Below are 25,270 nucleotides of genomic sequence, written 5' to 3' on the forward strand. Positions count from 1 at the left end.
GTCTTGAAATCATCAGATTGGCCTTTTCTTATGAACTCGAATCTCACTTTTCACACGCCGGATGAAGCGGCTTGGCTGCTCGGCGTCTCGCGGGGCGCGGTCAGTCGGGCCATCCGGAGTCGCAAGCTGCGGGTGGTCCGTCGCCGGGAAGGGCTGAGGATCCCGTCCACCGAGCTGACGCGCGTCCTTCGCGGAGGTGCGGCGTGATGGACGAACTCACCTTGATCGGGATCGCTTGGCGGCTCGACGCGCTCCGTTGGGTGCCGTCCGACGTGCTCTACGACGTCGTGACCAGGGACGGACTCTGTATGTGGCCACCAGACGCTGACCCGCCGCCCGCGTCGTCGGACGCGGAACTCGCCGCCCGGATGTGCGGCGGGTGTCCGGTCTGGGACATGTGCCTCGAACTGGAGTTGCGGACGGCCGGTGTGGCGACGGTCGGTGTCTGGGGCGGGATGACGGACGACGACCGGCGGGCGTTGCACCCGCACTGGCTGCGCCGCGGCGAGCGGGCAGGGGGTGCGCGATGAACGGGCTGACCGTGACGCCGACGCAGCTCGTGGCCGGAGTCGGCGTGCTGCTGGTGCTGTTTTGGGTGTGGCGTGCCGGTGCGCGCCGAGCGAAGGCAGCGGCGGAGAAGGCGAGGTCCGGGGCGAGGCTGGTGTCGTTGGCCGGGCGGGTCGTGTTCAACGCGGCGCTGATCGTGGCGGTTCAGTGGGTGGTGATCGCTCACCAGGGCGGGACGTGGGTCTTGCTGGCGGTGTTGGGGTTGCCTGCGCTGTTCGCTGCGCACGCACTGACTCGGGCGCTCACCGTGACGACGGTCGACACCTCGAAGCGGGGTGGTCGGCGATGAGTCGGGCGCAGAGGTTGGCGCAGGACGCGGCTGAGGCGGCGGAGGTTAGGGCGTATCAGACGGATCCGGACGTGGTGGCGTTGCGGATTGAGCGGGTACGGCGGCAGGTTGACTGGATGGCGTGGTCCGGGATCGTGCTCGGGCTGGGCTTCACGATGACGAACGTGCAGACCTTCGCGTCGGCGGCCACGGCGGTTTGGTCGTTGCCGTGGCTGGCTGCATGGGTTCTGGATCCCACTGTTTCGTTGGTACTGCTGGCGATTCTCCGGGCGGAGCAGGTGACGGCGCGGTACCAGGTGCGGACTGGTCCGTGGGTGCGGCGGGCGAAGTGGTTCACGCTCGCGGCGACGTATGTCATGAACACCTGGACGTCGTTCATGGCCGGTGAGGCTGCGGCGATCGTGTTGCATTCCGTTCCGCCGCTGGTGGTGTTCGTGGCGGTGGAGGCGGTCACGGATCTTCGGGACAAGCTGACCGATGCTGTGCTGGTGGCTGCTGGTGAGCGTCGAATTGTTCGGCCGGTCGAGGGCGGGCGGCGGAAGCTGTTCGCGGACTATCTCGCCGAGGCGCGGGCGGCTTGGGCTCCGGGTGTGGAGATCACGCCGGCGTGGGTTCGGCAGGAGACCGGGTGTTCGCGCGGGTTGTCACCGCGGTTGGCTCGGGCCTTGCGCGCGGAGGTGGCCAATGGCTGACGACGCGCTGGTCAAGGCTGATCCGATACTCGATGGCGAGTTGGTGGATGACACGTTGCCTCAGCCGCGTCCGCGGAAGCGGCTTGAGTCCTGGTGGCTGCGGTCGCGGTGGGTGCCGACGTGGTTAAAGGACCGGAACCAGATACGGCAAGCGGCGAAGGACTTCGTTGCGGGTGTGGCGCGTTCGCCGTTCCGTTGTTTGGGCGCGGTGGCGCGTGGGTTGGTCGCGGCTGCGCGGTGGTGGCGAGCTTGGGTGACCGTTCGGGACTTCCGGGAGGCGGCGGAACAGTCCGAGAAGCTGGCGGACAAGTTCGCCGATATCCGGGCGCTGACATTGTTTCGGTGGAAGGTCACCGGTGCGGTTGTGGCTGGTGCGGCTGCGGTGACGCTGCTGGCTGACCTGGTCTACGGCATCGTTGCTCTTTGGATTGTCGGTGGAGTCTTGGCGGTTGCGTTGGCCGTGCTCGGACGGCAGCGCGAAGGGAGTCCGGGACGAAAGGCGGTGCTGGCCGGGCCGCGGACGTTGCGCTGGACGATGGATCCGCAGGTGCTGGTCGACGCGTTCCGGGACGCGAAGCTGGTCGGCAAGGACGAGACGTTGCGGCTGGTCGAGCGCGCGACGCGGATGGGCGACGGCTGGGCGATCACCGTGGATCTTCCGGCTACGCGGAAGGCCGCGGACGTGATCAAGAACCGGGAGGCGCTGGCGTCGGCGCTCGCAGTGGATGAGGTGCAGCTGATCGTGGAGCGGGTGCGCGGTAACGGCGGGCACGCTGGCCGGGTCGCGATGTGGGTTGCCGATGAGGATCCGTACGCATCGGCTCCGCGGAGGACACCGTTGCTCGACGCGGCGCGGTGGGATGCGTGGCGGCCGGTCCCGTTCGGACGGGATGCGCGGGACCGGCGGGTGGATCTTCCGTTGGTGTGGACGTCGTTGCTGGTTGGGGCGATTCCTCGGCAGGGCAAGACATTCGCGGCGCGGTTGGCTGCGGCTGGGCTGGTGCTTGACCCGTTCACACGGCTCTATGTGGCGGATTTCAAGGCTGGGAAGGACTGGGACGCGGCTGGGCGCGTCGCGCATCGGTTCATGTCGGGTGATGAGCCGGAGCACGTGTTGGCGCTGGTCGGGTGGCTGGTGGAGCTGGTCGGCGAGGTGCAGGGGCGATTCCGGCGGATGCGGGAACTGGACGACGAGACGTGTCCGGAGTCGAAGGTGACGCCGGCGATGTCGCGGGACCGGGCGCTGGATATGCCGATCACGGCGATTTTCGTGGACGAGGTGCAGGTTCCGCTGGAGGACCGGACGCCGGTCAAGGTCGAGGGCAAGACGTTGACGGCGGGCGAGTACGTCGGCGAGTTGTTGACGTGGCTGGCTAAGAAGGGTCCGGCGGCGGGGATTGTGTTGGTGTTGGCTACCCAGCGGCCGGACTCGAAGACGATTCCGTCTGGCCTGCGGGCGGTGCTTGGGTCGCGGTTCGCGTTGCGTGTCATGGATTGGCGGGACAGCAACATCGTGCTCGGTGAGCAGATGAACACGCGGGGGTATGACAGCAGTCGGTTGCTGGCGTCGCATAAGGGGGTTGGGATTCTCCGGCCGGACGGGGATGCGCAGGCTGGTGGGGATGTGCTGGCGCTGACTGTGCGGACGTACTACATGCCGAATGAGGATTGGCAGACGATCTGTCGCCGTGGTCGGGAGCTGCGTGAAGCTGAGGGGACTCTGACCGGGCACGCGGCCGGGACGGACTTGGCGCTGGAGAACACCTTGAAGGTGCTCGCGCAGGCAGAGGCCGCAGCGCCTGCCGTGCTGCCAGAGCCGCTCGCGTCTCTCGCTGCCTACCTGGATGGCGACGAGCGGGAGTTCATCCCGACAGCTGAGCTGGTCGAGGCGTTGGCGGTGGACGCGAAGGAGTTCGCACAGCTGATGGCGGACCTTGGCTGCCAGGGCAGGCGCGGGCGAGTATCCGGCGAGGACGGGCATGTCAGGCAGGTTCGGGGCTACCTGAGGGCTGAAATCAGTGCATCGATCGACCGAGAACGAACACGAGCCGGCGAGGTGGGCGGGGGTACCGAATCATGACGCGCCGCGAAACCTCATCCAGCGACGTTCGGGTTATCCTGCCAGTGAAGACGCCGACACTGACCGTGCCTGCGGCACGAGCACTGCTGGCGATCCTGATCGAACTGACTGCGGTTCCGGTCCTGGAACCGGTCGAGGGGGTGCAGCATGACGGCTGATTTCATCAGTGACCCGTGGGCGACGCTGGACGAGATTCTGGGTGTCCAGGCGGTCGAGCCGGTCGACGAGGGCATCGGGCCGGTCGCGTTCTACGGGCGGTGCTCGACGGAGGACAACCAGGACCCGGAGACTTCGTTGGGCTGGCAGCTCGGGAACGCGCGGAAGTTCGTGGAGCCGTTCGGCGGGCGCGTGACCACCGAGTATTTCGACGTAGGTCAGTCGCGGTCAGTCCCGTGGGAGCGGAGAAATGAGGCTTCGCGGCTGTTGGCTGCGCTCAAGGATCCGCGTCGCGGCTGGAATGCCATCGTCGTCGGTGAGGGCACGCGGTGCTGGTTCGGCAACCAGTTCTCGCTGATCGCACCGCGGTTCGCGGCGTACGGAGTGGACCTGTGGGTGCCAGAGCTGGGTGGAAGGTTCGATCCGCGGAATCCATCGCACAAGATGCTGATGAGCGTGCTCGGCGGGATGAGCGAGTCGGAGCGGCAGCACGTGCAAGCCCGGGTGCGGGCGGCGATGGACACGCAGGTGATCAACGAGGGCCGTCATCAAGGTGGCCGCGCACCATACGGATACGTGGTGGTCGACGGCGGACCGCATCCGAATCCGCGGAAGGCGGCGGAGGGGTTCCGGCTGCGATTGCTGGATGTGGACGAGTTCGCCGCGGATGTGGTCCGGCGGATCTTCGCCGCCTACCTGGACGGCTGGGGTGACCGGGCGATCGCCAATGAGCTGAACCGGCTCGGGATTCCGTGCCCGTCGGCGCACAAGCCAGCGCAGAACCGGCACCGGTTCGCGGACGGCTGGCAGGGCAGCACGGTGCGGTCGATCGTGGAGAACCCGCGGTACACCGGTTACGCGTTCTTCGGGCGTTGGACGCGGCAAGAGATGCTGTTGGATCCGGAGGACGTGGCGGCCGGGAACGTCGTGCGGTTCAAGCGGGCAGCACCGGAGCGCGTTGTCCGCTCGCGCAAGCCTGCGCACCCGGAAATCATCTCAGTGGAGGACTTCACGCGGGCTCAGCTGCTGCGCCGTTCCAAAGCCGCTGGTGGACTCCGGACCGCGCGGAAGACCGAGCGGTCTGCGCGCGCGGTCAAGCACCAGTACTTGTTCCGCGGCTTGATTCGCTGTGTGGCGTGCGGACGGAAGATGGAGGGCAGTCCGCGCAAGCACGGCATGTACTACCGGTGCCCCGCGCGGACGCTTGCTCCGGGCTCACCGGCCTTGGCGAGTCACCCGCCGACGATCTACCTGCGGGAAGAGCCTCTACGGGATGCGGTGAACGGCTGGATTGGGGAGCTGTTCGATCCGAAGAACGTGGATCGGACCGTGAAGCGGCTGCTGGAGGCGCAGCCTGCGGCCAAGTCAGGGAGTGACGGCGCAGTTCGGCGGCGGTTGGAGGAGGCCGAGGCCAAGATTCGGCGGTTCCAGGACGCCATCGCGGCTGGGATCGACCCGGCGGCGGTCGTAGAGAGCATCAACCAGGCGCAGGCGGATAGAGCGGTGGCGCAGGCCGAGCTGGCGAACCGGGGAGAGCCCGCCGGGCTGAGCGAGGCCGAGGTCTACGCGATGATCGACTCGCTCGGCGACATCGGCGCTGCGCTGACCGACTCGGAACCGGGGAAGCTGGCCCAGCTCTACCGGGACCTTGCTCTTGACCTGCGGTTCGACCACGAAAAAGAGGCCGTCGATCTGACGGCCTCTCCACGGGTGAATAATGTGTGTGTCCGAGGGGGGACTTGAACCCCCACGTCCGTTAAGGACACTAGCACCTCAAGCTAGCGCGTCTGCCATTCCGCCACTCGGACTTGCTGATGAAGAGAGTATACGACGGCGGGACACGTCTTTTCAGGGGGGTGTGGAAGAGCGCCGGAGGTTCGCATGAGAGGATCATCTGTTCTGGACATCCGGGATCCAGTGTAAGTATCCGCAGGTCATCGGCCTGAGGGTGAGGGGCAAGCCAAGATTCCCGTGGTCACCGGGAGCATGCGGCTGATCTTGCCAGGCGGACGATTTGGCGGAACGGGGTCCGCGCTCCGGCTGGAGTCATCGCATTCGCGTGGTCGATTAAAGGGGCTCGGCGGGGGCAGCCGTGGGGAACCTGTCAGCGAGAACTGAGGTCAGGCGCCGATCATTGTGACGAGGCCGGACACCACGATCAGCCCGACGATTGCCCTGTCGAACACCGTGCGGGGGACTCGGCCGATGAGGCGGCCGCCGAGGATGTTGCCGGCTAGGGCGGCCAGGACCAGGATCGGGAGTCGGGCGCCTAGGGCGGTGGTGTCGAGTTGGCCTGCGGTGACCAGGAGGAGCAGCGACAGGCAGTTCGTGACTACGAAATAGCCTGCCAGGTCTCCGACGAAGGTTCTTGGCGGGACTTTTGCCGAGGCGAGCAGGACGGCGGGTGGGGCGCCGTTCAGGGACGTTGTGGTGGAGAGGTAGCCGCCTAGTAGGCCCGCGACCGTTTGTTTGACGGTGGTCGCGGGGTGGGCTTCGCGGGTGGGGCGGAGAAGCAGGCGCAGGCCGGAAAGCACGACCACGGTGCCGGCCAGGATGCGGAGGGCGTGGGGCGGCAGCAGGTGCAGGGTGAGTGCGCCGGCGGCTGCGCCGGGGAGGCTTGCTGCGCCGAGGATCGCTACGCGGCGCCAGTCGATGTGGTTTCGTTCGCGGTGGAGGACGGCGAGCCTGGTGATCATCGTCGCGAAGAGGTTGATCACGACTACCTGCGGCAGCGGCAATCCGATGAGCAACAGCAGGGGAGTGCCGACCAAGGACGCGCCGAATCCGGTCAGGCCGCCGATGAAGCCCGCGAAGGCGACGGCCAGTGCGCCGAGGATCATGCGTTCGCCTGCCAGGTCTCCGAGAGGGGCAGCGCCATCGAGGGGAGTACGGAGCGGGTCACGCGACGACCGCCTGGCCTACCAACGCAAGCGACAGCACGGCGAGGATTCCCAGTACGATCCGGCGGACATCGCCGCCGCCGTGGCGGTACAGCCAGGTTCCGGCGGCGACTCCGGCCAGGGCGATGGGGAGGAACAGTGCGGTTTGCCAGAGGACGTCGGAGGTGAGCAGGCCGCCGGTGCCCGCGGTGGCGACTGTCATCGAGTCGGCGGCCAGGAAGAAGACGACCAGGCTCGCCCGATTCACCGCCATCGGCAGCGGGGACGCCAGGTACATCAGGACTACTGGCGGACCGCCCATTCCGCAGGCCCCGTTGAGGACTCCGAAGGCTGTTCCCATGCCGGCGCAGGCCGCGCGGCCGGGCAGACGGCGGGTTCGGTGGCTGAAGGCCAGGGCTAGCGCGGAGACTCCGACGGCGAGTCCGACGGTCAGTCGGGTTGCTCGTTCGGGCAGGGCGGCGAGGAGCCAGATGCCGAGCGGCAGGCCGAGAAGTGCGCCGGTGAGCAGCCAGCGGACGGATGGGCGGTGGGCGTCTGGCCAGGCTTTGGGCAGCAGCGACACGCTGGCGGCTACTTCCAGCAGGAGCGTGCTCGGGACGACGGCGGGCGGCGGGAGCACCAGGCAGAGGCAGCTCACCCACACCAGGGACGCGCCGAAGCCGGAGTAGCCGCGGATCAGGCCGCCGGCAAGCAAAGCGGCGACGGCGAAGGCCATCGCCGCGGGGGGCAGCTGCCAGAAGGTCATCGGCGGGCTAAGGACGGGTGCGGCATCAGACCTCCACGGCGCGGGCGGACCGCTCTACCTTGCGGTACGTCTGGCCGTGGCGGTAGGTCCAGAATCGCGGCATCGAGGGGTGCCAGCCGGGACGAGAACGGTCCAGCCGGGTGTGTGGCCTCCCCGAAGGACCACGCACCCGGCTGGCGAATCGTCAGGGTGAAGCGACTCCGGCCTCTCCTCGCGAGGAGTCCGTCTCCGCCGTCACCGCGGGACCGACTGGGCGGCGCTTCCGGAACTGGTACGCGATCAGGATCAGCGTCAGGGTCACCGCGCTGAGCCAGAACTGCGAGCGGGTCGACGGGAGGAACGCCATGGCCAGGATGACCGCCGCCATCAACGCGATCGTCGCGTAGCTGAGCCACGGGAACAGCCACATCTTCAGGCCCAGCGCTCCCGGGTCGGTGTTCTGCAGGCGCTTTCGCAGGCGGACCTGGGCCAGGGCGATGGCCAGGTACACGAAGAGCGCGACCGCACCGTAGGAGTTCACCAGGAACTGGAAGATGAGGTTCGGCGAGGTGTAAGCGGCGATGACGGAGACGTAACCGATGATCGTCCCGGCGAGGATGGCACGGCGGGGGACGCCGCTGCGGGACAGTTTCGTGAACATCTTCGGGGCGTCGCCGTTGCGGGTCAGCGCGAACAGCATCCGCGAGGACGTGTAGAGCGCCGAGTTGAGGCAGGAGAGCACCGCGGTCAGGACGATCGCGTTCATGATCGTCGCGACTGCGGGGATGCCCAGGACGTCCAGGACCGCGGCGTACGGGCTGACGGCGGTGTCAGGCGCGTTCCACGCCTTGACCGCGACCACGACGAAGACCGAGCCGACGTAGAACAGCACCACGCGGAACACGATGGAGCGCATGGCCTTGGCGATCGCGCGCCGCGGTTCGGCGGACTCCGCCGCGGCGATGGTGACGATCTCCGCGCCGGTGTAGAAGCCGACGCACGGAACCACCGCGGCCAGCACGGCGCCGATGCCCATCGGGGCGAAACCGCCGTGCGAGACCAGGTTGCCGACGCCTCCGTGCGAGCCGGGCCAGACGCCGAACAGGTACAGGGCTCCGACCACCAGGAACACGACGATCGCGATGACCTTGATGGACGAGAACCAGTACTCGAACTCGCCGTAAGACCGAGCCGACACCAGGTTCGTGGCGGTGAGCAGCAGGAGCAGGCCGAGGCTCAGCACCCACAGGGGCACGTTCGGCAGCCACAGCTGCAGGATCCGGCCGCCGGCGACCGCTTCGACGGCCACCACGATCACGAAGAAGTACCAGTACATCCAGCCGACGGTGAAGCCGGCCCGGTTGCCCATCGCCTCCCTGGCGTAGACGTAGAACGAGCCGAGCGCGGGCCGCGCGACGGTCATTTCGGCCAGCATCCGCATGATGAGGACGGTGATCAGCCCGGCGATCAGGAACGAGACCACCGCCGCGGGCCCGGCCGACTGGATGACCACGCCGCTTCCGACGAACAGGCCGGCCCCGATCACGCCGCCCAGGGCGATCAGATTCATGTGGCGTTGCTTGAGGCCGGGTTTGAGGCCGCTCTCGGCGGCTGTTTCCGGTGCAGAACCCACGTCTCCTCCTTCCGGCGGCGCCGGGGGACCTCGATGTCCCCGCGCCGGCCGCCGCCGCGATGTCGCTGAGAGCTGCTGTGTGGTTCCCGTCACCGTAAGAAGGGACAGGCCCCTCCGCGAGAGCCAGATACCACCGATGCTCTGGGACCAGAACGCACCGGTCCCGGACAGCACGACGGGCGCCGGGTGCCCCGTAACCTGCGAGGTACCCAGCGCCCGTCCTGGCTATCCGTCAGGGCTGGATCGCCTTCTCCACGTCGGTGAGCATGCCGTCGACGCCGTGCAGGAGCTCGTCCAGCACGTCCGTGTCGGCCACCAGCGGCGGCGAGATCATCAGCATGGTCGCGCCCCGGTCGTCACCGCGGAGGATGACCCCGGTGCGGCGGAACGACTCCGGCAGGACCTCCCGCAGGACCGTCAGCGACTCCTGGTCGGTCAGCTCGCGGCCGCCGTCGCGGTCGGCCATCAGCTCGATCGCGTAGAAGAACCCGGTGCCGCGGACGTCCTTGACGCACCGGTGCGCGTCCTTGAGCGCCTCCAGCGCCGTGTGCAGCTTCGGGCCTTCTTCCAGGACGTGCTCGGGCACCTTTTCGTCGCGCATCGCGCTGATGTTGGCGACCGCGATGGCCGTCGAGACCGGGTGGCCGCCCCAGGTCGCGCCGTGGGTGAAGACGCCGCCCTTCGGGGAGTCGTACAGCTCGGTGACCAGCTGCTCGCGCACGATCACGCCGCCGAGCGGGGCGTAGCCCGAGGTGGAGCCCTTGGCGAAGGTGATCAGGTCCGGGACCACGCCGGTGAGGCCGTGGCCGAAGAAGTGGCCGAGGCGGCCGAACGAGCAGATGACCTCGTCCGAGACCAGCAGGATGCCGTACTTGTCGCACAGCGCCCGCAGCGCCGGCCAGTAGCCCTCTGGCGGGACCAGCGCGCCCCGGCCGTTCTGCACCGGTTCGGCGAAGACAGCGGCGACCGTCTCCGGGCCCTCCTCGAGGATCACCGCTTCGATGGCGCGGACGCAGTCCAGCTGGTCGGCCGGGCCGCAGTCGCCGGTGAAGCCGAGGGTGTTCGGGACGTGCCGGACACCCGGCAGCAGCGGGCCGAACGGCTCCTTGATCTTGGGCAGCCCGGTGACCGACAGCGCGCCCATCGTCGTTCCGTGATAAGCCATTTCGCGGCTGATGATCTTCGTCCGCTCGGGCGCGCCCTGGCTGCGGTGGTACTGCCGGACGAACTTCAGCGCGGTCTCGACCGCCTCCGAACCGGAGTTCACGAAGAACGTGGTGCCGAGGTCGCCGGGGGCGAGGTCGGCGATGATCCGGGCGGCTTCGATCGACGGCGGGTGCGCCGAGCCCCAGTTGCTCGCGTAGGCGAGGGTGCCGACCTGCTCGGCCGCGGCCTTGGCGATGTCCGCGCGGCCGTGGCCCATGTTGACGCAGAACAGCCCGGCGAGACCGTCGAGGTGGCGGCGGCCCTCGGTGTCGATCAGATAGCTGCCCTCGCCGCGGACGAACACCGGGAAGTCGCTCTGCCAGGTGTCCTTGCGCGTGAAGTGCGGCCCGAGGTGTCGGCGGGCCGTGGCCCGCAGCTCCGTGACGTTCACCTGGCGACCTCCTGTGTGTTGCGAGAACGGGAATGTGTCGACGATCGCAATCTTTCTGGCCCCCGCCCAGAGCCAGAAAGCGGCCGATCACCGGTGCCAGATTGCGGGCCGGGACGCGAAAGAACCGGCCGGGCGCGGGGCCCGGCCGGTTCTCGGCTCGCGACGAGTGCTTACACGTAGTCCTGGTACTTCTCCAGGAATCGCACCGGCTTCTTGAGCGCGTCGCGGCGGAACGGGTCGCCCAGCTCGCGGGTGCACATGATCTCGATGACCGTGGTGCGGCCCTCGTTCATCTGCGCGTCGACGGCCTTCTTCAGCGCTGGGCCGACATCCTCGAGCTTGTCCACGACGATGCCGTCGGCACCCATCGCCCGCGCGATCCCGGCGAAGCTCTCGCTTTCCAGTTCTCCGGCGACGAAACGGCGGTCGTAGAAGTCGACCTGGTTCTTCTTTTCCGCGCCCCACTGGCGGTTGTGGAACACGACGGCGGTGACTGGGATGTCGTGCCGCACCGCAGTCATGACCTCGCCCATGCTCATGCCCCACGCGCCGTCGCCGGCGTACGCGATCGCCGGCCGGTCCATCGCGGCGGCCTTGGCGCCGATGATGGTCGGCAGCGCGTAGCCGCAGTTGCCGAAGGACATCGGCGCGAAGAACGAACGCGGCTCCTCGAAGCGCAAGTAGCTGTGCGCCACGGAGTTGATGTTGCCGATGTCGGTGGAGACCATCACCCGCGGCGGCATGGCCTTCTCCAGTTCGCGCAGGACCTGGCGCGGGTGCAGCCAGTTGCCCTCCTCCTGCTCCTGCTCGGCGATCATGTCGAGGGAGTAGGGGTCCTTCTCGTGGGTCCACGCGGTGAGTTCTTCTTCCCACGCGTCCTTCTCGGCCTTGGTGCGGGCGGCGCGTTCGCCGCGGGTGGCGTCGCAGGCGAGCGTGCGGTCGGCGAGCCGCTCGGTCAGCGCCGCCGCGGCGGCCTTCGCGTCGCCGCAGATGCCGACGGTGATCTTCTTGACCAGGCCGAGCATCTTGTGGTCCGCGTCGATCTGGATGATCTTCGCGTTCTTGGGCCAGTAGTCCATGCCGTGCTGCGGCAGGGTGCCGAACGGCCCGAGCCGGGTGCCGAGCGCGATCACCACGTCGGCCTGCGAGATGAGCTTCATCGCGGCCTTGGAGCCCTGGTAGCCGAGCGGGCCGCACCACTGCGGGTGGCTGGCCGGGAAGCTGTCGTTGTGCTGGTAGCTGTTGACGACCGGCGCGCCGAGGCGTTCGGCGAGCGCCTTGCACTCCTCGACGCCGTCGGACATGACGACCCCGCCGCCGGAGATGATGACCGGGAACTCGGCGGTGGCCAGCAGTTCGGCGGCCTGGGCGAGGCTCTTCTCGCCGCCGGGGCCGCGGTCGAGCCGCTGCGGCTCCGGGATCTCGGTCTCGATCTCGCCGTAGAAGAAGTCGCGCGGGATGTTCAGCTGGGTCGGGCCGATTTCCGAGAGCGCCCGGTCGAAGGCCCGCGCGGTGTACTCGGCCATCCGGTTCGGGTTGTTGACGTGGGCCTGGTACTTGGTGAACTCCTGGAACATCGGCAGCTGGTTGGCCTCCTGGAAGCCGCCCAGCCCGGTCCCCATCGTGCCCGCCTCCGGCGTGATCATCACGACCGGGCTGTGCGCCCAGAACGCCGCGGCGATCGCGGTGACGCAGTTGCTGATGCCCGGGCCGTTCTGCCCGATCACCACGCCGTGCCGCCCGCTGACCCGGGCGTAGCCGTCGGCCATGTGCGCGGCGCCCTGCTCGTGCACGACCGGGACGAGCCGGATGCCGGCCGGCGCGAAGATGTCCATCGCGTCCATGAAGGCCGAGCCCATGATGCCGAAGATGTCGGTGACGCCGTTGGCCACCATCGTCTCGACGAAGGCCTCCGACGGGGTCATCTTCGCCGTCCCGCTGGCGACGGTGCGGCCGTCGCCCGTCTTCCTCTCCGCCATGGTTGAACTCCTTCGACGCTGAAAGTCTTGGTTTTCGGTACGTGAGGTTCGTGAAAGCTGAACACGACGGACCATAAGGCGCGGCGTCCGGCAGGTCAACCGGCAGTTGATGGAAAACGAGACGGGATGTGCTAGTTTTCGGAACGTGAGTGAGTTGCGGAAGACCAGCGCCGTGGAACTCGTGCGCGAGCCGGACGGCGCGGGCCTCGACGGAGACACCCCGACCATGCGGCTGTTCTCGCTGCTCGAGCTGATCGCGGCGAAGGACCAGCTGGTGACTCTGCAGAGCCTGGTCGAGGAGACCGGCCTGCCGAAGCCGACGCTGCACCGGATGCTGCAGCAGCTGGAGGGCGCGGGGTTGCTCGTGCGCCAGGCCGACGGACGCCATTACGGCACCGGCGACCGGCTGCGCCGTCTCGCGGAGAACCTGCTGCTCAACGCGACACACCACGGCGCGCGGCGCGCGGTGCTCAAGCATCTGGTCGACGAGCTGGGGGAGAGCTGCAACATCACCGCGCTGTCCGGCAGCGAAATCGTCTACCTCGACCGCGTCGAGACGCCCGAGCCGCTGCGGTTCTACCTGCGGCCCGGTTCGCGCGTGCCGATCCACTGCTCGGCCAGCGGCAAGATCATCCTCTCGCAGATGAGCCCGGCGCAGCGGCGCAAGCTGCTGGCGCACGCGCCGCTCAAGCAGTACACCCCCAAGACGGTCACCGATCTCGACGCGCTGGAGGAGGAGTTCACCCGGATCCGGCGCGACGGTTTCGCGCTGGACGACGAGGAATTCCTGCCCGGGCTCGTGTGCGTGGCGGTGCTGGTGCCCAGCCGCACCGGGCGGTCCAACCTGGCGGTCGCGGTGCAGGCCCCGGTCATGCGGCTCACCGCCGACAAGGCTTTGCAGGCGCTTCCCGCGTTGCAGCGGGCCGCCGAAGCGATCAAGGAGGTCGAGGCCGAGGGGGCGGCCGACGACGCCGACAGCATCCCGTCCTGACGGAGGTCTTCCGATGAACCCGTTGTGCGGCAACGGCCCCGACGCCCGGATCGCCGTGCGCGACACGTTCGGCCTCGACTCGGACCTGGTGGTCCCGGGCTTTTCCGAGCCCGACGAGCACGTGCCCGAGATCGACCCGGCCTACCGGTTCAACCCGGACGTGACGCTCGCGTTGCTGGCCGGATTCGCGCACACCCGGCGCGTGCTCGTGCAGGGACTGCACGGAACCGGCAAATCCACGCACGTCGAACAGGTCGCGGCGCGGCTGAACTGGCCGTGCCTGCGGGTGAATCTGGACGGCCATCTCAGCCGGCTCGACCTCGTCGGCAAGGACGCGGTGGTGCTGCGCGAAGGCAAGCAGGTCACCGAATTCCGCGAAGGAATCCTGCCGTGGTCGCTGCGGCGGCCGATCGCGCTGATCCTCGACGAGTACGACGCGGGACGGCCGGACGTCATGTTCGTCATCCAGCGGCTGCTCGAACGGGACGGCACATTCACGCTGATCGACAGCAACACCGTGCTGCGCCCGCATCCGGGCTTCCGGCTGTTCGCCACCGCCAACACGGTGGGGCTGGGCAACCTCAACGGGCTTTACCACGGGGTTCAGCGGCTCAACCACGCGCAGATCGACCGGTGGAACATCGTCGCGGCGCTCGATTACCTGCCGCCCGAAGAGGAAATCGCGATCGTCCGGGCGCGCGTGCCGCGGCTGTCCGGGCAGTTCGTCGAGGCCATGGTGGCGGTCGCCGGGCTGACCCGCGAGGGGTTCCGGGCCGGCGATCTGTCCGCGCTGATGTCGCCGCGCACGGTCATCACGTGGGCCGAGAACTGCGAGATCTTCGGCGATCCGGCGCTCGCGTTCCGGCTGACCTTCCTCAACAAATGCGACGAGGCCGAACGGCCGGTCGTCGCCGAATACTTCCAGCGCTGCTTCGATCTGGAGCTGGCCGCGGCGTGAGCACGCCGGAGACCCGGGCCCGCCAGCGGGTCGAGGAGCTGTCCGCGGCGGCGATCCGGGCGGTCAGCGGGTCGCCGGACGCGCATTTCCGGGGCGGGCGCTTGCATCGCGGCATCCGTCCGGTGCCGATGCCTGCCCCGCATTTGCGCGCCGACGACGAGGATGTGCAGTCCTTCCGGGGCGCGGCGGACGGGATGGCGCTGCACCTGAGCCGGTCGGATCGGGACTTGCACCGCCGGCTGCGGCCGGAAGGCGGCGTCGAGCGGCTGCTGTTCGAGCTGCTGGAGCAGTTCCGGGTCGAGTCGTTGGTTCCGGCCGGTTTTCCCGGCGTGACAGCGAATTTGCGGCGGCGGCACGAACGATGGTCGCTGTCGGCGCACCACAATGGACTGACCGAATCCGCGCGCGGCGTGCTGATTTACACCGTCGCGCAGGTCGCGCGGGCGCGCATCACCGGCGAACCGGTCGTGGCGGAGACCGAGGATCTGATCGAAGCGACCCGGGCGGCGATCGCGCCGATGCTCGGGGCGCAGTTGGCCGGCCTCCGGCGGAGCCGGGCTGATCAGGCCGCGTTCGCCGAGCACGCACGGGCGCTGGCCGAGACGGTCGCCGGGTTGCTGGAGCCGGAGAAATCCGAGAAATCCGAGGACGAGGACGAGGAAGACGCTGCGGCGTATGCGTTGCTGCTGGATTTCGACGATGAAACCGGCAGCGAGGAAGGCGGCACCGCGCGTCTCGGCGACCATCAAGGACCGGTGGCGGCCGGGTCGTATCGGGTTTTCACCACCGCCTACGACCGGGAGGACCGGGCCGGTCCGCTGGTGCGGCCGGAATTGTTGCGGGAGCTGCGCGACCAGTTGGACGCACGGGTCGCTAAGCAGGGCGTCAACGTGGCACGGCTGGCGCGTGAACTCACGGCGGTGCTCGCTGAGCCGGAACGGTCCGGGTGGGACGGCGCGCAGGAGGAAGGCCAGATCGACGGCCGGGCCCTCGCGCGGTTGATCGCGACGCCCGCGGACCATCGCGTGTTCCGGGTCGAGCGGACCGAACCGGTCGCCGACGTCCTGGTCACGTTCCTGATCGATTGCTCGGGTTCGATGAAGGCGCACCGGGAAACCGTTGCGGTGCTGGTCGATCTCTTCGCTCGCGCGCTCGATCTCGCCGGTGCGAGGTGCGAAATCCTCGGCTTCACCACCGGTGCCTGGCACGGTGGCCGCGCGCGGCGGGATTGGCTGCGCGCCGGGCGGCCGAAGCAGCCGGGGCGGCTCAATGAGCGTCGGCACCTGGTGTTCAAGGACGCTGCGACGCCCTGGCGGCGCGCTCGGCGGGATGTCGCGGCGTTGCTCAAAGCTGATCTGTTCCGCGAGGGCATCGACGGCGAAGCGCTCGCGTGGGCTGCGGAACGGGCGCAGGCGTGGGAGGCCCGGCGGCGGCTGGTTTTCGTGCTGTCGGACGGAAGCCCGATGGACGGAGCGACCGCGCTGGCCAACGAGGAGCGCTACCTCGACCGCCATCTGGTGCGGGTGGCCGACGGGTTGGAGCGGGGCGAGACGGAGGTGTACGGCATTGGGGTCGGGCTCGATCTCAGTGCGTATTACCGCCGGAGTTTGGCCTTGGACGCCGCGGAAGGCACGGGGTTCCGCGCCTTCCGCGAGATCCTCGATCTGCTCGCCCGCCGCTAGCCGGCTGGTTGGGTGACCGGCGCGGCCCTGGCCGGTTCGCGACGCTCCAACGCGATCGGAGAACGCTTCTTGCCGGGAGCGAGCAGGCTCCAGCCGAACACGATCACCAGGTTCACGCCCATCGACACGAGACCGGTGTTGAGGCCGCCGAGCGTGATGCCGGTGGCGTACAGGACGACCGCGGTCACCACGCCGACCACCATGCCGGTCGCGATCGCGGCCGTGCGCACCCGCCGGGCGAACAGGATCGCCAGCCAGCCCGGCACGACCTGGGCCAGCAGGTTGTAGGTCAGGTTCAGCACGGTGAGCATGAGCGTCGAAGCGGTCAGCGTGAGCACGGCGGCGAGCACCAGGAAGACCGCCACCGCCACGACCGTCCACCGCCGTTGTGCCGCGGGGCGGACGTTCGGGGCCAGGTTTCGGCTGACCATGCCGCCGATCGCCAGCGCCGTCGCGGACAGCACCAGCACGCCGGACAGCGCGGCACCGGCGGCCACGAGGCCCAGAACCGGTTCCGGGAGAAGGCCTTTCGCGGTCACCATGAAGACCGTGTTCGGATTCTTCAACCCGGGGTGCTGTTTCAGCCCGTAGTAGGCAGCGAAGACGAGGAACGGGTAGATCAGCATGTACAGCGGCATCCACACCGTCGAACTCTTCACCGCCCGCTCCGAACGCGCCGGGAACACGTACGCGCCGCCGAAGCCGAGGTAGAAGACCACGCTCTGGAACAGGATCGTGGTCATCGCGAACCACAGATCCGGGCCGCCCATCGTGGTTTGCGCCCTGGCCAGCGCCTCCGGCCCGGTCACCCCGGACGTCCCGCCGGCCACCAGCACCGCGGCGAGGCCGACGAGCACCACCCCGAGCAGCATGAACGCGTCCTTGAGGATCGAGACGAACGCGGGGGAGCGGATGCCGGACACGGCGATGTAGGCGAACGCGATGATCCCGGCCAGCAGCACGCACTGCACGGGCGTCAGTTTCAGCCCGAGGTTGCTCAGCACGACTTGCAGGCCGATGAACTGGTACTGGCCCCACGGCACGAGCGCGATGAGCATCGTGACGCAGGTGATCAGCTCGAGCGTCCGGCTGCCGTAGTGGCGGCCGAAGACGTCCGGGACGGTCATCGCGTCGTGCTTGCGCGCGGCGCGCCAGACCAGCGGGGCGAGGAAGTAGCCCAGCGAGTAGGCGAGCAGGATGTAGCCGAGGAACCAGATTCCGTAGCTCGCGCCGTGGGCGTAGATCCCGCTCGGGAAGCCGATCATCGTGCCGATGCTGTACACCTCGCCGACGGCCAGGAAGTACAGCAGCCACGGCGGGAACGAGCGGCCGCCGACCAGGAACTCGGAGATCCCGCCGCCGCGCGAGGAGCGGCCCGCCCACAGCGCCAGCAGGATCGACAGTCCCATCACGACCGCGACGATGAGAATCAGCATTCCCGGTCCTCCTTCGCGGGTGCGTTGCCGGGCGGGTCCGCCGGGTAGTGCTGACGGTCGAAGAACCGCCAGCTGATCCACAGGCACAGGGTGGTCAGCGGGAAGCAGAGGAACATCCAGAAGAACACCAGCGGGAACCCGGCGACGGTCGCGGGCGAGCCCGCCACCAGGGGGATTCCGCCGAGGATCGCGACCGCGGGGATGCCGAGCCCGACGCACAGGCTCGGCCAGCTCCGGATCATCGGACGCCTCCGGTCGCGACGGGATCGCGCTGCCAGACCACCTGTCCGCCGATCACCGTGGCGTCGACGGTCAGGTCCCGGATCCGGCTCGGGTCCACCGCGGTCGGATCCTCGGACAGCACGATGAGATCCGCGAGCTTGCCGGCTTCGAGACTCCCCTTGAGGGTTTCCTCTCCGGCCAGATACGCGGCGTCGATCGTGTACCCGCGCAGGGCGGCTTCGACGTCGATCGCCTGCTCCGGCCCCAGCAGCTGGCCGCTGCTCGTTTGCCGGGCGACGGCGCACCAGATGCCCTCCAGCGGCGGCACCGGCGTGACCGGGGTGTCGGAGTGGAGTCCGAAGTGGATTCCGCGGGAGCGCGCCGACGCGAGGGGGCTGATCCGGCGAGCCCGGTCCGGCCCGAGGAACACGTCCCGGTGCCGGTCGCCCCAGTAGTAGACGTGCTTGATGAAGAAGGACGCGGCGATGCCGTGTTCCGCCATCCGATCGAGCTGGTCCTCGCGGGCGGTCTGGCAGTGTTCGATGCGGTGCCGTCGACCGGTGCCTTCGGGCGCGCCCAGGCGGGCGTAGCCGTCGATGATGGCGTCGATCGCCGCGTCGCCGTTGCCGTGCACGGCGACCTGCCAGCCCGCGGCGTCGAGCGCGGCGATGCGGCGGGACAGGTCGTCCGGCTCGAGCAGCATCATGCCGTGCTCGTCGGGGTCGCAGGTGTAGCCCTCGGCCAGGCAGCCGGTGCGGCCCTGGATCGAGCCGTCCGCGACGATCTTGATGCCGTTCATGGTGAATCCGTCCGGGTTGGACGGATCGGGCGGTTCTGGCGTGCCCTCGGCGAGGCCGGGCAGGAGGGTGTGGAAGAGGTAGCCGTGGATGCGGGTGCGCAGCTTCCCCGCGCGGGTCAGCATCCGGTACGCGGCGAGTTCCTGTTCGCCGCCGATCAGGCCGATTCCGGTGTCGTGCACTGAAGTGACACCGTTGCGCAGGTACTCGGCGTCGGCCAGTTGGAGCGCCGCGGCCAGTTCGTCGGGGCCTTGCGCGGGCATCGCGGAGTTGACCAGGAACGCCGCGGTCTCGATGAGGAGACCGGTCGGTTCGCCGCGTTCGTCGCGGGCGATGGCGCCGCCGGGCGGATCGGGCGTGGCCGCGGTGATGCCGACCGCTCGCAGCGCGGCCGAATTCGCCACGGAGAAGTGGCCGGTCACATGGGTGAGCAGGACCCGGTTGCGCGGCGACGCCGGGTCCAGGTCGTGCCGGGTGGGATGCCGGTTGTCGGCGAGAAGAGTGTCGTCGTAACGGAAACCCTTGATCCATTCGCCGGGGCCGAAGTCGCGCGCCGCCTGCCGGACGCGGTCGGCGATGTCGCTGATCCGGTCGTTGGGCGGGCTGCCGGCGTCGACCGGGGCCGCCAATGCCATGCCGAAGAACGACGGATGGTTGTGCGACTCCACGAAACCCGGGACGACCGTGCGCCCGGCCAGGTCGAGCACCGTCGTTTCGGGACCGGCGAGGGCGGCGATCGCGCGGTCGTCGCCGACCTCGGTGATCCGGCCGCCGCGAGCGGCGAGCGCGGTCGCGCGCGTCCCGCCTCGGTCCAGAGTCAGCACCGTGCCCCCGACCACCACCAGGTCGGGAGCCGGACGAGCGGATGCCGCGGGTTCGCCCACGAGGGGACCTCCTTGTCCACGTGTCCTGCCCCCACGACAGTGCCGGGGGAGCTGGCCCGCGAACAGGTCCAGAAAGCGACGCGCGCGTGGTGCCAGAAGCGGGCGCGCGCTAGACGATGTCGAGCAGCGAGACCTCGCCCTCGCTGCCCACGATGCCGAGCGGCTTGCTGGTCGCGTCGTCGACGATCTCGGCGAGGTGTTCGGCGATGTCCTCCGGGGTGGTGTCCGGGTTGGCGTAGCCCTCGTTCATCGTGAGCGCGATGCGCTGCATGTGCCCGCCCTGGGTCAAGAAGGTCTCGCCGGTCACCGCGCAGTCTTCGTGGGCGAAATAGGCGACCAGCTGCGAAGCCATGGACGGCGTCATCTTCTCTTTCAGCGTTTCCTTGAGCGAGTCGGGAATGTCGGCTTCCTCGGCCAAGCGGGTGTAGGCCGTCGGCGCGATCGCGTTCACGCGGATGCCCGCCGCCTTGCCTTCCAGGGCGAGGCACCGGGTGAACCCGAAGACCGCGGCCTTGGAGGTGACGTAGGGAGTCTGGCCCTCCCAGCCGACGATGGTGGGCGACGAGGTGTTGACGATGCGGCCGGACCCGCTGGCGGCCAGGTGCGGCCACGCGGCGGCGGCGATCGCGGCCGTGCCGAAGAAGTTGACCTCCATCTGGCGCCGGATCTGGTCGACGGCGCCGGGCGAGCCGATCGGGGCGGGCACGTTGATGCCGGCGTTGTTCACGACGATGTCGAGCTTTCCGAACGCGTCGATCGCGGCCTGCACTACGGATGCGGCGTTGGCGGCGACGTCGTCGTGGTTCGCGGCGGCGGTGCCGCCCGCTGCCTTGATCTCGGCGACGACTTCGTCGGCCGGGCTCGGGCTGGCGCCGGAACCGGTCGGGTCGCCGCCCAGGTCGTTGACGAGCACCGAAGCGCCCCGTGCGGCGAGGAGCAGGGCGTGCGAACGGCCCAGGCCGCGTCCGCCGCCGGTCACCAGTGCCACTTTGCCGTCGAAACGCAGCATCTCGGGGTTCTCCTCGTCGTCTTCGGGGCCTTCTTCGGATCGGCTGCCGACGGCCTCCCGTGCGTCGCACAATATGTTATATATTTTAGGTAGTTGTCAAGGATCGAGGCGCGGCGGCCGGTCCCGGGCGCCGGTCAGCCGCCGAGCAGCTCGCGGCAGAGGTCTCCGAGCAGCCGGATCCCCGGGTCGATCGCGGACGGCGGGGTGGCGGAGAAGCCGATGCGGAAGTGGTTGCGCGGCGGATCGTCTCCGAGGAAGAAGATGTCGCCGGGTTCGATGAGGACTCCCAGTTCCTCCGCGCGCGCCACCAGGACCCGGCAGTCCAGTTCGGACGGCCCGGTCATCCACAGGCTGACGCCGCCGGGCGGGTACGGACCCTGGGCCCACGGCAGGTATTCGGTGACCGCGGCGCAGGTGGCGGTCCACTTGCGCATGAGTTTCGTACGGTAGCGGCGCAGCGAACGGTGGTACTCGCCGCTTTCGATGAGCAGCGCCAGTGCCCGTTGCAGCTGGCCGGGCGGATGGCGCAGGACGTAGCGGCGGGCCTCGCGCAGCGCGCGCACCAGCTCCCGGGGCCCGACCAGGTAGCCGAGACGCAGGCCGGGGGAGAGGAATTTGGAGAAGGTGCCGAGGTAGACCGCGTCGCCGCTGTTGTCGAGCGCCTTCAACGCCGGGGTGGGACTGCCCTGGTAGCGGAATTCGCTGTCGTAGTCGTCTTCGACCACCACGGTGCCGGACGCCGCTGCCTGGGCGAGCAGCTGGCGGCGGCGGCCGATGCTGAGGGTCGCGTTGGTCGGGTGCTGATGGCTGGGGGTGAGGTAGAGAAGGTCGATCCCGTCGAGCGATTCGGGCGGTTGCAGGCCGCGGGAGTCGACGTCGATTCCGGTCACGCGGGCGCCGGTGCGGAGGAAAATGTGCCGGGCGTCGAGGTAACCGGGGTTTTCGATGCCCACGACCTGGTCCGGCCCGAGCAGGACGCGGCCGAGCAGGTCGAGGCCCTGCTGCGAGCCGACGGTGATCAGCACTTCTTCCGGGTCCGCTTCGATGCCGCGGGTGGTCAGCAGCTGGCGGCAGACCATTTCGACCAGCATCGGGTCGTCGGAGCCGACGCTGTCCTGCAGGCTGTGGAAGACGTGCGGCCGGTAGAGGGAGTCGCGGAGGCAGCGCGTCCAGGACCGGGCCGGGAACGCGGTGATGTCGACCTGCCCGGCGAGGAACGGGTACGGGTAGCTGGCCCAGTCGGTGCGTTTCTCGATGTGGGCGACGCCGGCGTCCGGGAACCGGCGAACCCGGCCCGCCCAGTCGATCCGCGATTCGGTGTCCCGTTCCTCCACCGCGCAGTGCGGGCGCATCTCGCCGTTGACGAACAGTCCGCTGCGTTCGCGGCTTTCCACGTAGCCCTCGGCGACCAGCTCCTGGTAGGCGAGGTTGATCGTGTTGCGGGAAACGCCCAGTTCGACGGCCAGTTCCCGCGAGCTGGGCAGCCGGCGGGCCGGGTCGAACGTGCCGATGGCGATCCCGTGCTCGATCGCCCGCCGGACCTGGCGGTACAGCGGTTCGTCCGACGAGCGGTCGATCTCGATCAGCGTGCGGGGCAAGGGTGGTCTCCCAAGTGGCCGGCGTGCAGCGGGGTGGGCTGAAACGTAACTCGCGGTGGCCGGTTTTCCCACCCCACGCCACGCCGATCGGCTCAGGCCAGCGCGTCGGCGACGTCGGTGACGGGCAGGCCGTGCGCCCGGGCGACCGGCTCGTAGGTCAGCGCCCCGGCCACCGTGTTCACGCCGCCGCGGAGTTCGGGCGTGTCCTGCACCGCCGTGCGGAGGCCCTTGTTCGCGATTTCGAGCGCGTAGGGGAGCGTGACGTTGGTGAGCGCGTGCGTGGAGGTGTGCGGGACGGCACCGGGCATGTTGGCCACGCAGTAGAACACCGATTCGTGCACCCGGAAGGTCGGCTCGGCGTGGGTCGTCGGGCGCGAGTCCTCGAAGCAGCCGCCCTGGTCGATCGAGATGTCCACCAGCACGCTGCCCGGCTTCATCCGCGAGACCGTTTCGTTGGACACCAGGCTCGGGGCCTTCGCGCCCGGGACGAGCACCGCGCCGATCACCAGGTCGGCCTCGAGTACGGCCTGCTCGATCGCGTAGGCATTCGCCGCGGCTGTGCGGATGCGGCCCTGGTACATGCGGTCGGCGGCGCGGAGTTTGTCCACGTTCTTGTCGAACAGCACGACGTCGCCCCAGGTCCCGGCCGCGACGGCGACCGCGTTCATCCCGGCGACGCCCGCGCCCAGCACGACCACGCGGGCCGGCGGCACCCCGGAGACGCCGCCGATCAGCACGCCGCGGCCGCCGTTGACGCGCATCAGCGTCTGCGCTCCGACCTGCGGGGCGAGCCGTCCGGCCACCTCGCTCATCGGAAACAGCAGCGGCAGGGAGCCGTTCGGCAGCTGGACCGTTTCGTAGGCCACCGACGTCGTGCCCGCGTCGAGCAGCGCCTTGGTGCACGGCTCGCTCGCGGCGAGGTGCAGGTAGGTGAACAGCAGCTGGTCGGACCGCAGCCGGTGGTACTCCTCGGCGACCGGCTCCTTGACCTTCAGGACCATTTCCGCGGTGCCCCACACGTCGTCCGCGTGGTCGAGCAGCTTCGCGCCGGCGGCCGCGTAGTCCTCGTCGCGGATGGACGAGCCCTCGCCCGCGCCGCGTTCCACGAAGACCTCGTGGCCGGCCGAGGTGAACTCGTGCACTCCGGCCGGCGTCGCCGCCACCCGGTATTCGTGGTTCTTGACCTCGCGAGGCACACCGATCTTCATCGCCTGCTCCCATCTGCCGTGTGTGGTGCGACCGAGAGTGCGGGAGGACTGGCCACCGCGAAAGTGCCAGAAACCGCTCGGTCGACGGGTCCAGTCCGCGCGGCTTCTGGACCTGTCAACGGGGACATTTCTGGCTCTGTCGCTGGGGGCCAGCGGCCGAGATCCTGCTCGGGCAGCACTGCCGTCCGCGAGGGAGTTTGCGAGATGACCATGGCCCCTCTGGCCGAGACCTGGCGGGAACGCGTCGGCGACGCCCGGCCGCGGATCGCGCTGGCCGACGGTGCTGACCCGCGCGCCGTCACCGCGGCCGCGCACCTGGTCGAGCGGGGTGAGGTCGAGCCGGTGCTGGTGGGTCCGTCGGCGGAGATCGCCGCTGTCGCGGCCGAGCTGGGCTTTCCGGCGCCTCCTTTCCTGGACACTGCCGCCCTGGCCGCCGACGACGCGGTCCTGGCGCGGCTGGCCACGTCCTTCCCCGACCGGGTCGACACGGTCCGCGCCGATCCGGTCGCGCTTTCCGCCGCGCTTCTCGCGCTCGGCCGGGTGGACGCGTGCCTGGCGGGTGCGACGCGGCCGACGTCCGATGTCCTCCGGGCGGGTTTGCGGATCGTCGGACTCGCTCCCGGAGTGCGGACTCTCAGCAGTTGTTTCCTGATGTTGTTGCAGGACGGCCGATCGCTCACTTTCGCTGACTGCGCGGTGGTTCCCGAGCCGGATGCGGACGCGCTGGCCGATATCGCCGTGGGCGCGGCGTCAACGCACCGCGCGCTGACCGGAACCGAGCCGGTCGTGGCGATGCTGTCGTTCAGCACGCAAGGCAGTGCCAAGCATTCCGCGGTGGACAAGGTTCGTCAGGCGACTTCGCTGGTGCGGGAACGGCTTCCTGGCGTTGATGTGGATGGCGAGTTGCAGTTCGACGCCGCTGTCGTCGACGCAGTGGGGATCGCGAAGGCACCGCGTTCGACCGTGGCTGGGCGGGCGAATGTGTTGGTGTTCCCCAATCTCGACGCGGGGAACATCGCTTACAAGATCGCAGAACGCCTCGGCGGAGCGACCGCGCTCGGGCCGATCCTGCAAGGCGTCGCAGCGCCGCTGCACGACCTGTCGCGCGGCTGCAGCGCGGCTGACATCGAGACGATGGCCCTGATCAGCGCGGTGCACGCGGTGACCGGGCGGGAAGTGGAGAAGGTCCGATGAACGTGGAACTGGTCGTGCTGGACATGGCAGGCACAACGGTCCGCGACGACGGCGCGGTCGAGGCGGCGTTTTCGGCGGCGCTGGAGGCGGTGGGGGTGCCCGCGGACTCGCCGGAGCGCGAGGATGTGGATGCCTACGTCCGGGACACCATGGGGCAGTCGAAAATCGAGGTCTTCCGGGCGCTGTTCCCGGCCGAAGGTGTTGCGGAGAAGGCGAACCGGGTTTTCGAGAGCGCGTTCGCTTCGCGGGCGATTGAGGTCGCTGAGCCGCTGCCCGGTGCGGAGGAAGCAATCGACAAGTTGCGCGCCCAGGGGCGTCGGGTGTGCTTGAGCACGGGGTTCTCGGCTCGGACTCGGGATGCGCTGCTGGCGCGGCTCGGGTGGACGGAACTGGCGGATCTGGTGGTATGCCCGGCGGACGCGGGCGGACGAGGGCGGCCGTTCCCGGACATGGTGCTGACTGCGGTGCTGCGCTTGGGGATTACTGACGTGCGCGCGGTCGCGGTGGCGGGGGATACCGGGTTCGACATGCTGACCGGCCGCCGAGCAGGAGCGTCGGTGGCGGCGGGGGTGCTGACCGGGGCGCATGACGAGGCGACGTTGCGGGCCCACGGGGCGACGCATGTGCTGGGCTCGGTGGCGGAGTTGCCGGGGGTTCTTGAGCGTTAGCGAGGC

Annotated in this window: 23 protein-coding genes and 1 tRNA gene; 12 read left to right on the forward strand and 12 right to left on the reverse strand. The window is 69.1% G+C overall.

From position 1 onward, the window contains the following. Positions 1–30: 30 nt before the first annotated feature. Genes H5411_RS06650 through H5411_RS06680 form a run of 7 tightly spaced genes read left to right on the forward strand, consistent with a single transcriptional unit; the run spans position 31 to position 5,527 of the window. On the forward strand, positions 31–207 hold the full coding sequence (locus tag H5411_RS06650; RefSeq protein ID WP_081684645.1) for a helix-turn-helix domain-containing protein: 177 nt from the start codon (positions 31–33) through the stop codon (positions 205–207). Further along, positions 207–530: a WhiB family transcriptional regulator gene (locus H5411_RS06655; protein WP_043827589.1), complete on the forward strand. Its 324-nt coding sequence runs from the start codon at positions 207–209 to the stop codon at positions 528–530. The genes H5411_RS06650 and H5411_RS06655 overlap by 1 nt, the downstream gene beginning before the upstream one ends. Then, the gene (locus H5411_RS06660; RefSeq protein WP_037366878.1) at positions 527–856 is read left to right on the forward strand and encodes a hypothetical protein; all 330 of its coding nucleotides are present in this window, start codon (positions 527–529) and stop codon (positions 854–856) included. Before H5411_RS06655 ends, H5411_RS06660 begins: the two co-directional genes overlap by 4 nt. Next, complete coding sequence (locus H5411_RS06665; protein WP_043827585.1) at positions 853–1,548, forward strand: hypothetical protein; 696 nt, start codon at positions 853–855, stop codon at positions 1,546–1,548. The genes H5411_RS06660 and H5411_RS06665 overlap by 4 nt, the downstream gene beginning before the upstream one ends. Then, positions 1,541–3,628 (forward strand): FtsK/SpoIIIE domain-containing protein, encoded by a 2,088-nt coding sequence (locus H5411_RS06670; RefSeq protein WP_051171513.1) that lies wholly within the window; start codon positions 1,541–1,543, stop codon positions 3,626–3,628. The genes H5411_RS06665 and H5411_RS06670 overlap by 8 nt, the downstream gene beginning before the upstream one ends. Then, a complete protein-coding gene (locus tag H5411_RS06675; protein ID WP_158691341.1) occupies positions 3,625–3,786 on the forward strand; it encodes a hypothetical protein in 162 nt (53 codons plus the stop codon). The genes H5411_RS06670 and H5411_RS06675 overlap by 4 nt, the downstream gene beginning before the upstream one ends. After that, positions 3,776–5,527: a recombinase family protein gene (locus H5411_RS06680; RefSeq protein ID WP_081684644.1), complete on the forward strand. Its 1,752-nt coding sequence runs from the start codon at positions 3,776–3,778 to the stop codon at positions 5,525–5,527. Before H5411_RS06675 ends, H5411_RS06680 begins: the two co-directional genes overlap by 11 nt. Here the strand turns inward: H5411_RS06680 and H5411_RS06685 are convergent. From H5411_RS06685 to xsc, 6 genes are all read right to left on the reverse strand, one after another. Continuing rightward, positions 5,509–5,592: transfer RNA gene (locus H5411_RS06685), tRNA-Leu, on the reverse strand. The two genes, H5411_RS06680 and H5411_RS06685, sit on opposite strands and share 19 nt — an antisense overlap. A gap of 312 nt (positions 5,593–5,904) precedes the next feature. Then, positions 5,905–6,624, reverse strand: coding sequence for a sulfite exporter TauE/SafE family protein (locus H5411_RS06690; RefSeq protein WP_101439758.1), 720 nt, complete (start codon positions 6,622–6,624; stop codon positions 5,905–5,907). A 58-nt stretch (positions 6,625–6,682) separates the two neighbouring features. After that, positions 6,683–7,429: a sulfite exporter TauE/SafE family protein gene (locus H5411_RS06695; protein WP_183123261.1), complete on the reverse strand. Its 747-nt coding sequence runs from the start codon at positions 7,427–7,429 to the stop codon at positions 6,683–6,685. A gap of 184 nt (positions 7,430–7,613) precedes the next feature. Continuing rightward, a complete protein-coding gene (locus H5411_RS06700) occupies positions 7,614–8,978 on the reverse strand; it encodes an amino acid permease (protein ID WP_220816602.1) in 1,365 nt (454 codons plus the stop codon). 295 nt (positions 8,979–9,273) lie between these two features. After that, complete coding sequence (locus H5411_RS06705) at positions 9,274–10,638, reverse strand: aspartate aminotransferase family protein (RefSeq protein ID WP_183123263.1); 1,365 nt, start codon at positions 10,636–10,638, stop codon at positions 9,274–9,276. Between the two features lie 170 nt (positions 10,639–10,808). Further along, entirely contained in the window at positions 10,809–12,617 is a 1,809-nt protein-coding gene (gene xsc, locus H5411_RS06710) for a sulfoacetaldehyde acetyltransferase (protein ID WP_101439762.1), read from the reverse strand. A 145-nt stretch (positions 12,618–12,762) separates the two neighbouring features. On the opposite strand from xsc, the gene H5411_RS06715 reads away from it, so the two are divergent. Genes H5411_RS06715 through H5411_RS06725 form a run of 3 tightly spaced genes read left to right on the forward strand, consistent with a single transcriptional unit; the run spans position 12,763 to position 16,248 of the window. Continuing rightward, a complete protein-coding gene (locus H5411_RS06715) occupies positions 12,763–13,608 on the forward strand; it encodes an IclR family transcriptional regulator (RefSeq protein WP_101439763.1) in 846 nt (281 codons plus the stop codon). A 13-nt stretch (positions 13,609–13,621) separates the two neighbouring features. Next, on the forward strand, positions 13,622–14,566 hold the full coding sequence (locus tag H5411_RS06720; RefSeq protein ID WP_101439764.1) for an AAA family ATPase: 945 nt from the start codon (positions 13,622–13,624) through the stop codon (positions 14,564–14,566). Continuing rightward, complete coding sequence (locus H5411_RS06725; RefSeq protein WP_244194864.1) at positions 14,563–16,248, forward strand: cobaltochelatase CobT-related protein; 1,686 nt, start codon at positions 14,563–14,565, stop codon at positions 16,246–16,248. The genes H5411_RS06720 and H5411_RS06725 overlap by 4 nt, the downstream gene beginning before the upstream one ends. On the opposite strand, the gene H5411_RS06730 is transcribed toward H5411_RS06725, so the two are convergent. From H5411_RS06730 to ald, 6 genes are all read right to left on the reverse strand, one after another. After that, on the reverse strand, positions 16,245–17,684 hold the full coding sequence (locus tag H5411_RS06730) for a sodium:solute symporter family protein (protein WP_101439765.1): 1,440 nt from the start codon (positions 17,682–17,684) through the stop codon (positions 16,245–16,247). The two genes, H5411_RS06725 and H5411_RS06730, sit on opposite strands and share 4 nt — an antisense overlap. Then, positions 17,678–17,926: a DUF3311 domain-containing protein gene (locus H5411_RS06735; protein ID WP_101439766.1), complete on the reverse strand. Its 249-nt coding sequence runs from the start codon at positions 17,924–17,926 to the stop codon at positions 17,678–17,680. The genes H5411_RS06730 and H5411_RS06735 overlap by 7 nt, the downstream gene beginning before the upstream one ends. After that, positions 17,923–19,587, reverse strand: a complete 1,665-nt coding sequence (locus H5411_RS06740) for an amidohydrolase (protein ID WP_101439767.1) — start codon at positions 19,585–19,587, stop codon at positions 17,923–17,925. Before H5411_RS06740 ends, H5411_RS06735 begins: the two co-directional genes overlap by 4 nt. Before the next feature lie 109 nt (positions 19,588–19,696). Next, positions 19,697–20,668 (reverse strand): SDR family NAD(P)-dependent oxidoreductase, encoded by a 972-nt coding sequence (locus tag H5411_RS06745; RefSeq protein ID WP_101439768.1) that lies wholly within the window; start codon positions 20,666–20,668, stop codon positions 19,697–19,699. Between the two features lie 62 nt (positions 20,669–20,730). After that, positions 20,731–22,194 (reverse strand): MocR-like pyridoxine biosynthesis transcription factor PdxR, encoded by a 1,464-nt coding sequence (pdxR, locus tag H5411_RS06750; protein WP_101439769.1) that lies wholly within the window; start codon positions 22,192–22,194, stop codon positions 20,731–20,733. A 92-nt stretch (positions 22,195–22,286) separates the two neighbouring features. Next, positions 22,287–23,402, reverse strand: a complete 1,116-nt coding sequence (gene ald, locus H5411_RS06755) for an alanine dehydrogenase (RefSeq protein ID WP_101439770.1) — start codon at positions 23,400–23,402, stop codon at positions 22,287–22,289. 204 nt (positions 23,403–23,606) lie between these two features. On the opposite strand from ald, the gene H5411_RS06760 reads away from it, so the two are divergent. Together H5411_RS06760 and H5411_RS06765 are read left to right on the forward strand one after the other, a co-directional pair. Continuing rightward, complete coding sequence (locus H5411_RS06760) at positions 23,607–24,596, forward strand: phosphotransacetylase (protein WP_101439771.1); 990 nt, start codon at positions 23,607–23,609, stop codon at positions 24,594–24,596. Beyond that, a complete protein-coding gene (locus tag H5411_RS06765) occupies positions 24,593–25,264 on the forward strand; it encodes a phosphonatase-like hydrolase (protein WP_101439772.1) in 672 nt (223 codons plus the stop codon). The genes H5411_RS06760 and H5411_RS06765 overlap by 4 nt, the downstream gene beginning before the upstream one ends. Positions 25,265–25,270 lie beyond the last annotated feature (6 nt).

The organism is Amycolatopsis echigonensis, assembly GCF_014174495.1.
GTDB lineage: Bacteria > Actinomycetota > Actinomycetes > Mycobacteriales > Pseudonocardiaceae > Amycolatopsis > Amycolatopsis echigonensis.

Bases quoted from the DNA above. Each gene is read 5' to 3' on its own strand.
- H5411_RS06650 (WP_081684645.1), top strand. From the start codon at position 31: ATGAACTCGAATCTCACTTTTCACACGCCGGATGAAGCGGCTTGGCTG.
- H5411_RS06655 (WP_043827589.1), top strand. From the start codon at position 207: ATGGACGAACTCACCTTGATCGGGATCGCTTGGCGGCTCGACGCGCTC.
- H5411_RS06660 (WP_037366878.1), top strand. From the start codon at position 527: ATGAACGGGCTGACCGTGACGCCGACGCAGCTCGTGGCCGGAGTCGGC.
- H5411_RS06665 (WP_043827585.1), top strand. From the start codon at position 853: ATGAGTCGGGCGCAGAGGTTGGCGCAGGACGCGGCTGAGGCGGCGGAG.
- H5411_RS06670 (WP_051171513.1), top strand. From the start codon at position 1,541: ATGGCTGACGACGCGCTGGTCAAGGCTGATCCGATACTCGATGGCGAG.
- H5411_RS06675 (WP_158691341.1), top strand. From the start codon at position 3,625: ATGACGCGCCGCGAAACCTCATCCAGCGACGTTCGGGTTATCCTGCCA.
- H5411_RS06680 (WP_081684644.1), top strand. From the start codon at position 3,776: ATGACGGCTGATTTCATCAGTGACCCGTGGGCGACGCTGGACGAGATT.
- H5411_RS06690 (WP_101439758.1), bottom strand. From the start codon at position 6,624: ATGATCCTCGGCGCACTGGCCGTCGCCTTCGCGGGCTTCATCGGCGGC.
- H5411_RS06695 (WP_183123261.1), bottom strand. From the start codon at position 7,429: ATGACCTTCTGGCAGCTGCCCCCCGCGGCGATGGCCTTCGCCGTCGCC.
- H5411_RS06700 (WP_220816602.1), bottom strand. From the start codon at position 8,978: ATGAATCTGATCGCCCTGGGCGGCGTGATCGGGGCCGGCCTGTTCGTC.
- xsc (WP_101439762.1), bottom strand. From the start codon at position 12,617: ATGGCGGAGAGGAAGACGGGCGACGGCCGCACCGTCGCCAGCGGGACG.
- H5411_RS06720 (WP_101439764.1), top strand. From the start codon at position 13,622: ATGAACCCGTTGTGCGGCAACGGCCCCGACGCCCGGATCGCCGTGCGC.
- H5411_RS06730 (WP_101439765.1), bottom strand. From the start codon at position 17,684: ATGCTGATTCTCATCGTCGCGGTCGTGATGGGACTGTCGATCCTGCTG.
- H5411_RS06735 (WP_101439766.1), bottom strand. From the start codon at position 17,926: ATGATCCGGAGCTGGCCGAGCCTGTGCGTCGGGCTCGGCATCCCCGCG.
- ald (WP_101439770.1), bottom strand. From the start codon at position 23,402: ATGAAGATCGGTGTGCCTCGCGAGGTCAAGAACCACGAATACCGGGTG.
- H5411_RS06760 (WP_101439771.1), top strand. From the start codon at position 23,607: ATGACCATGGCCCCTCTGGCCGAGACCTGGCGGGAACGCGTCGGCGAC.
- H5411_RS06765 (WP_101439772.1), top strand. From the start codon at position 24,593: ATGAACGTGGAACTGGTCGTGCTGGACATGGCAGGCACAACGGTCCGC.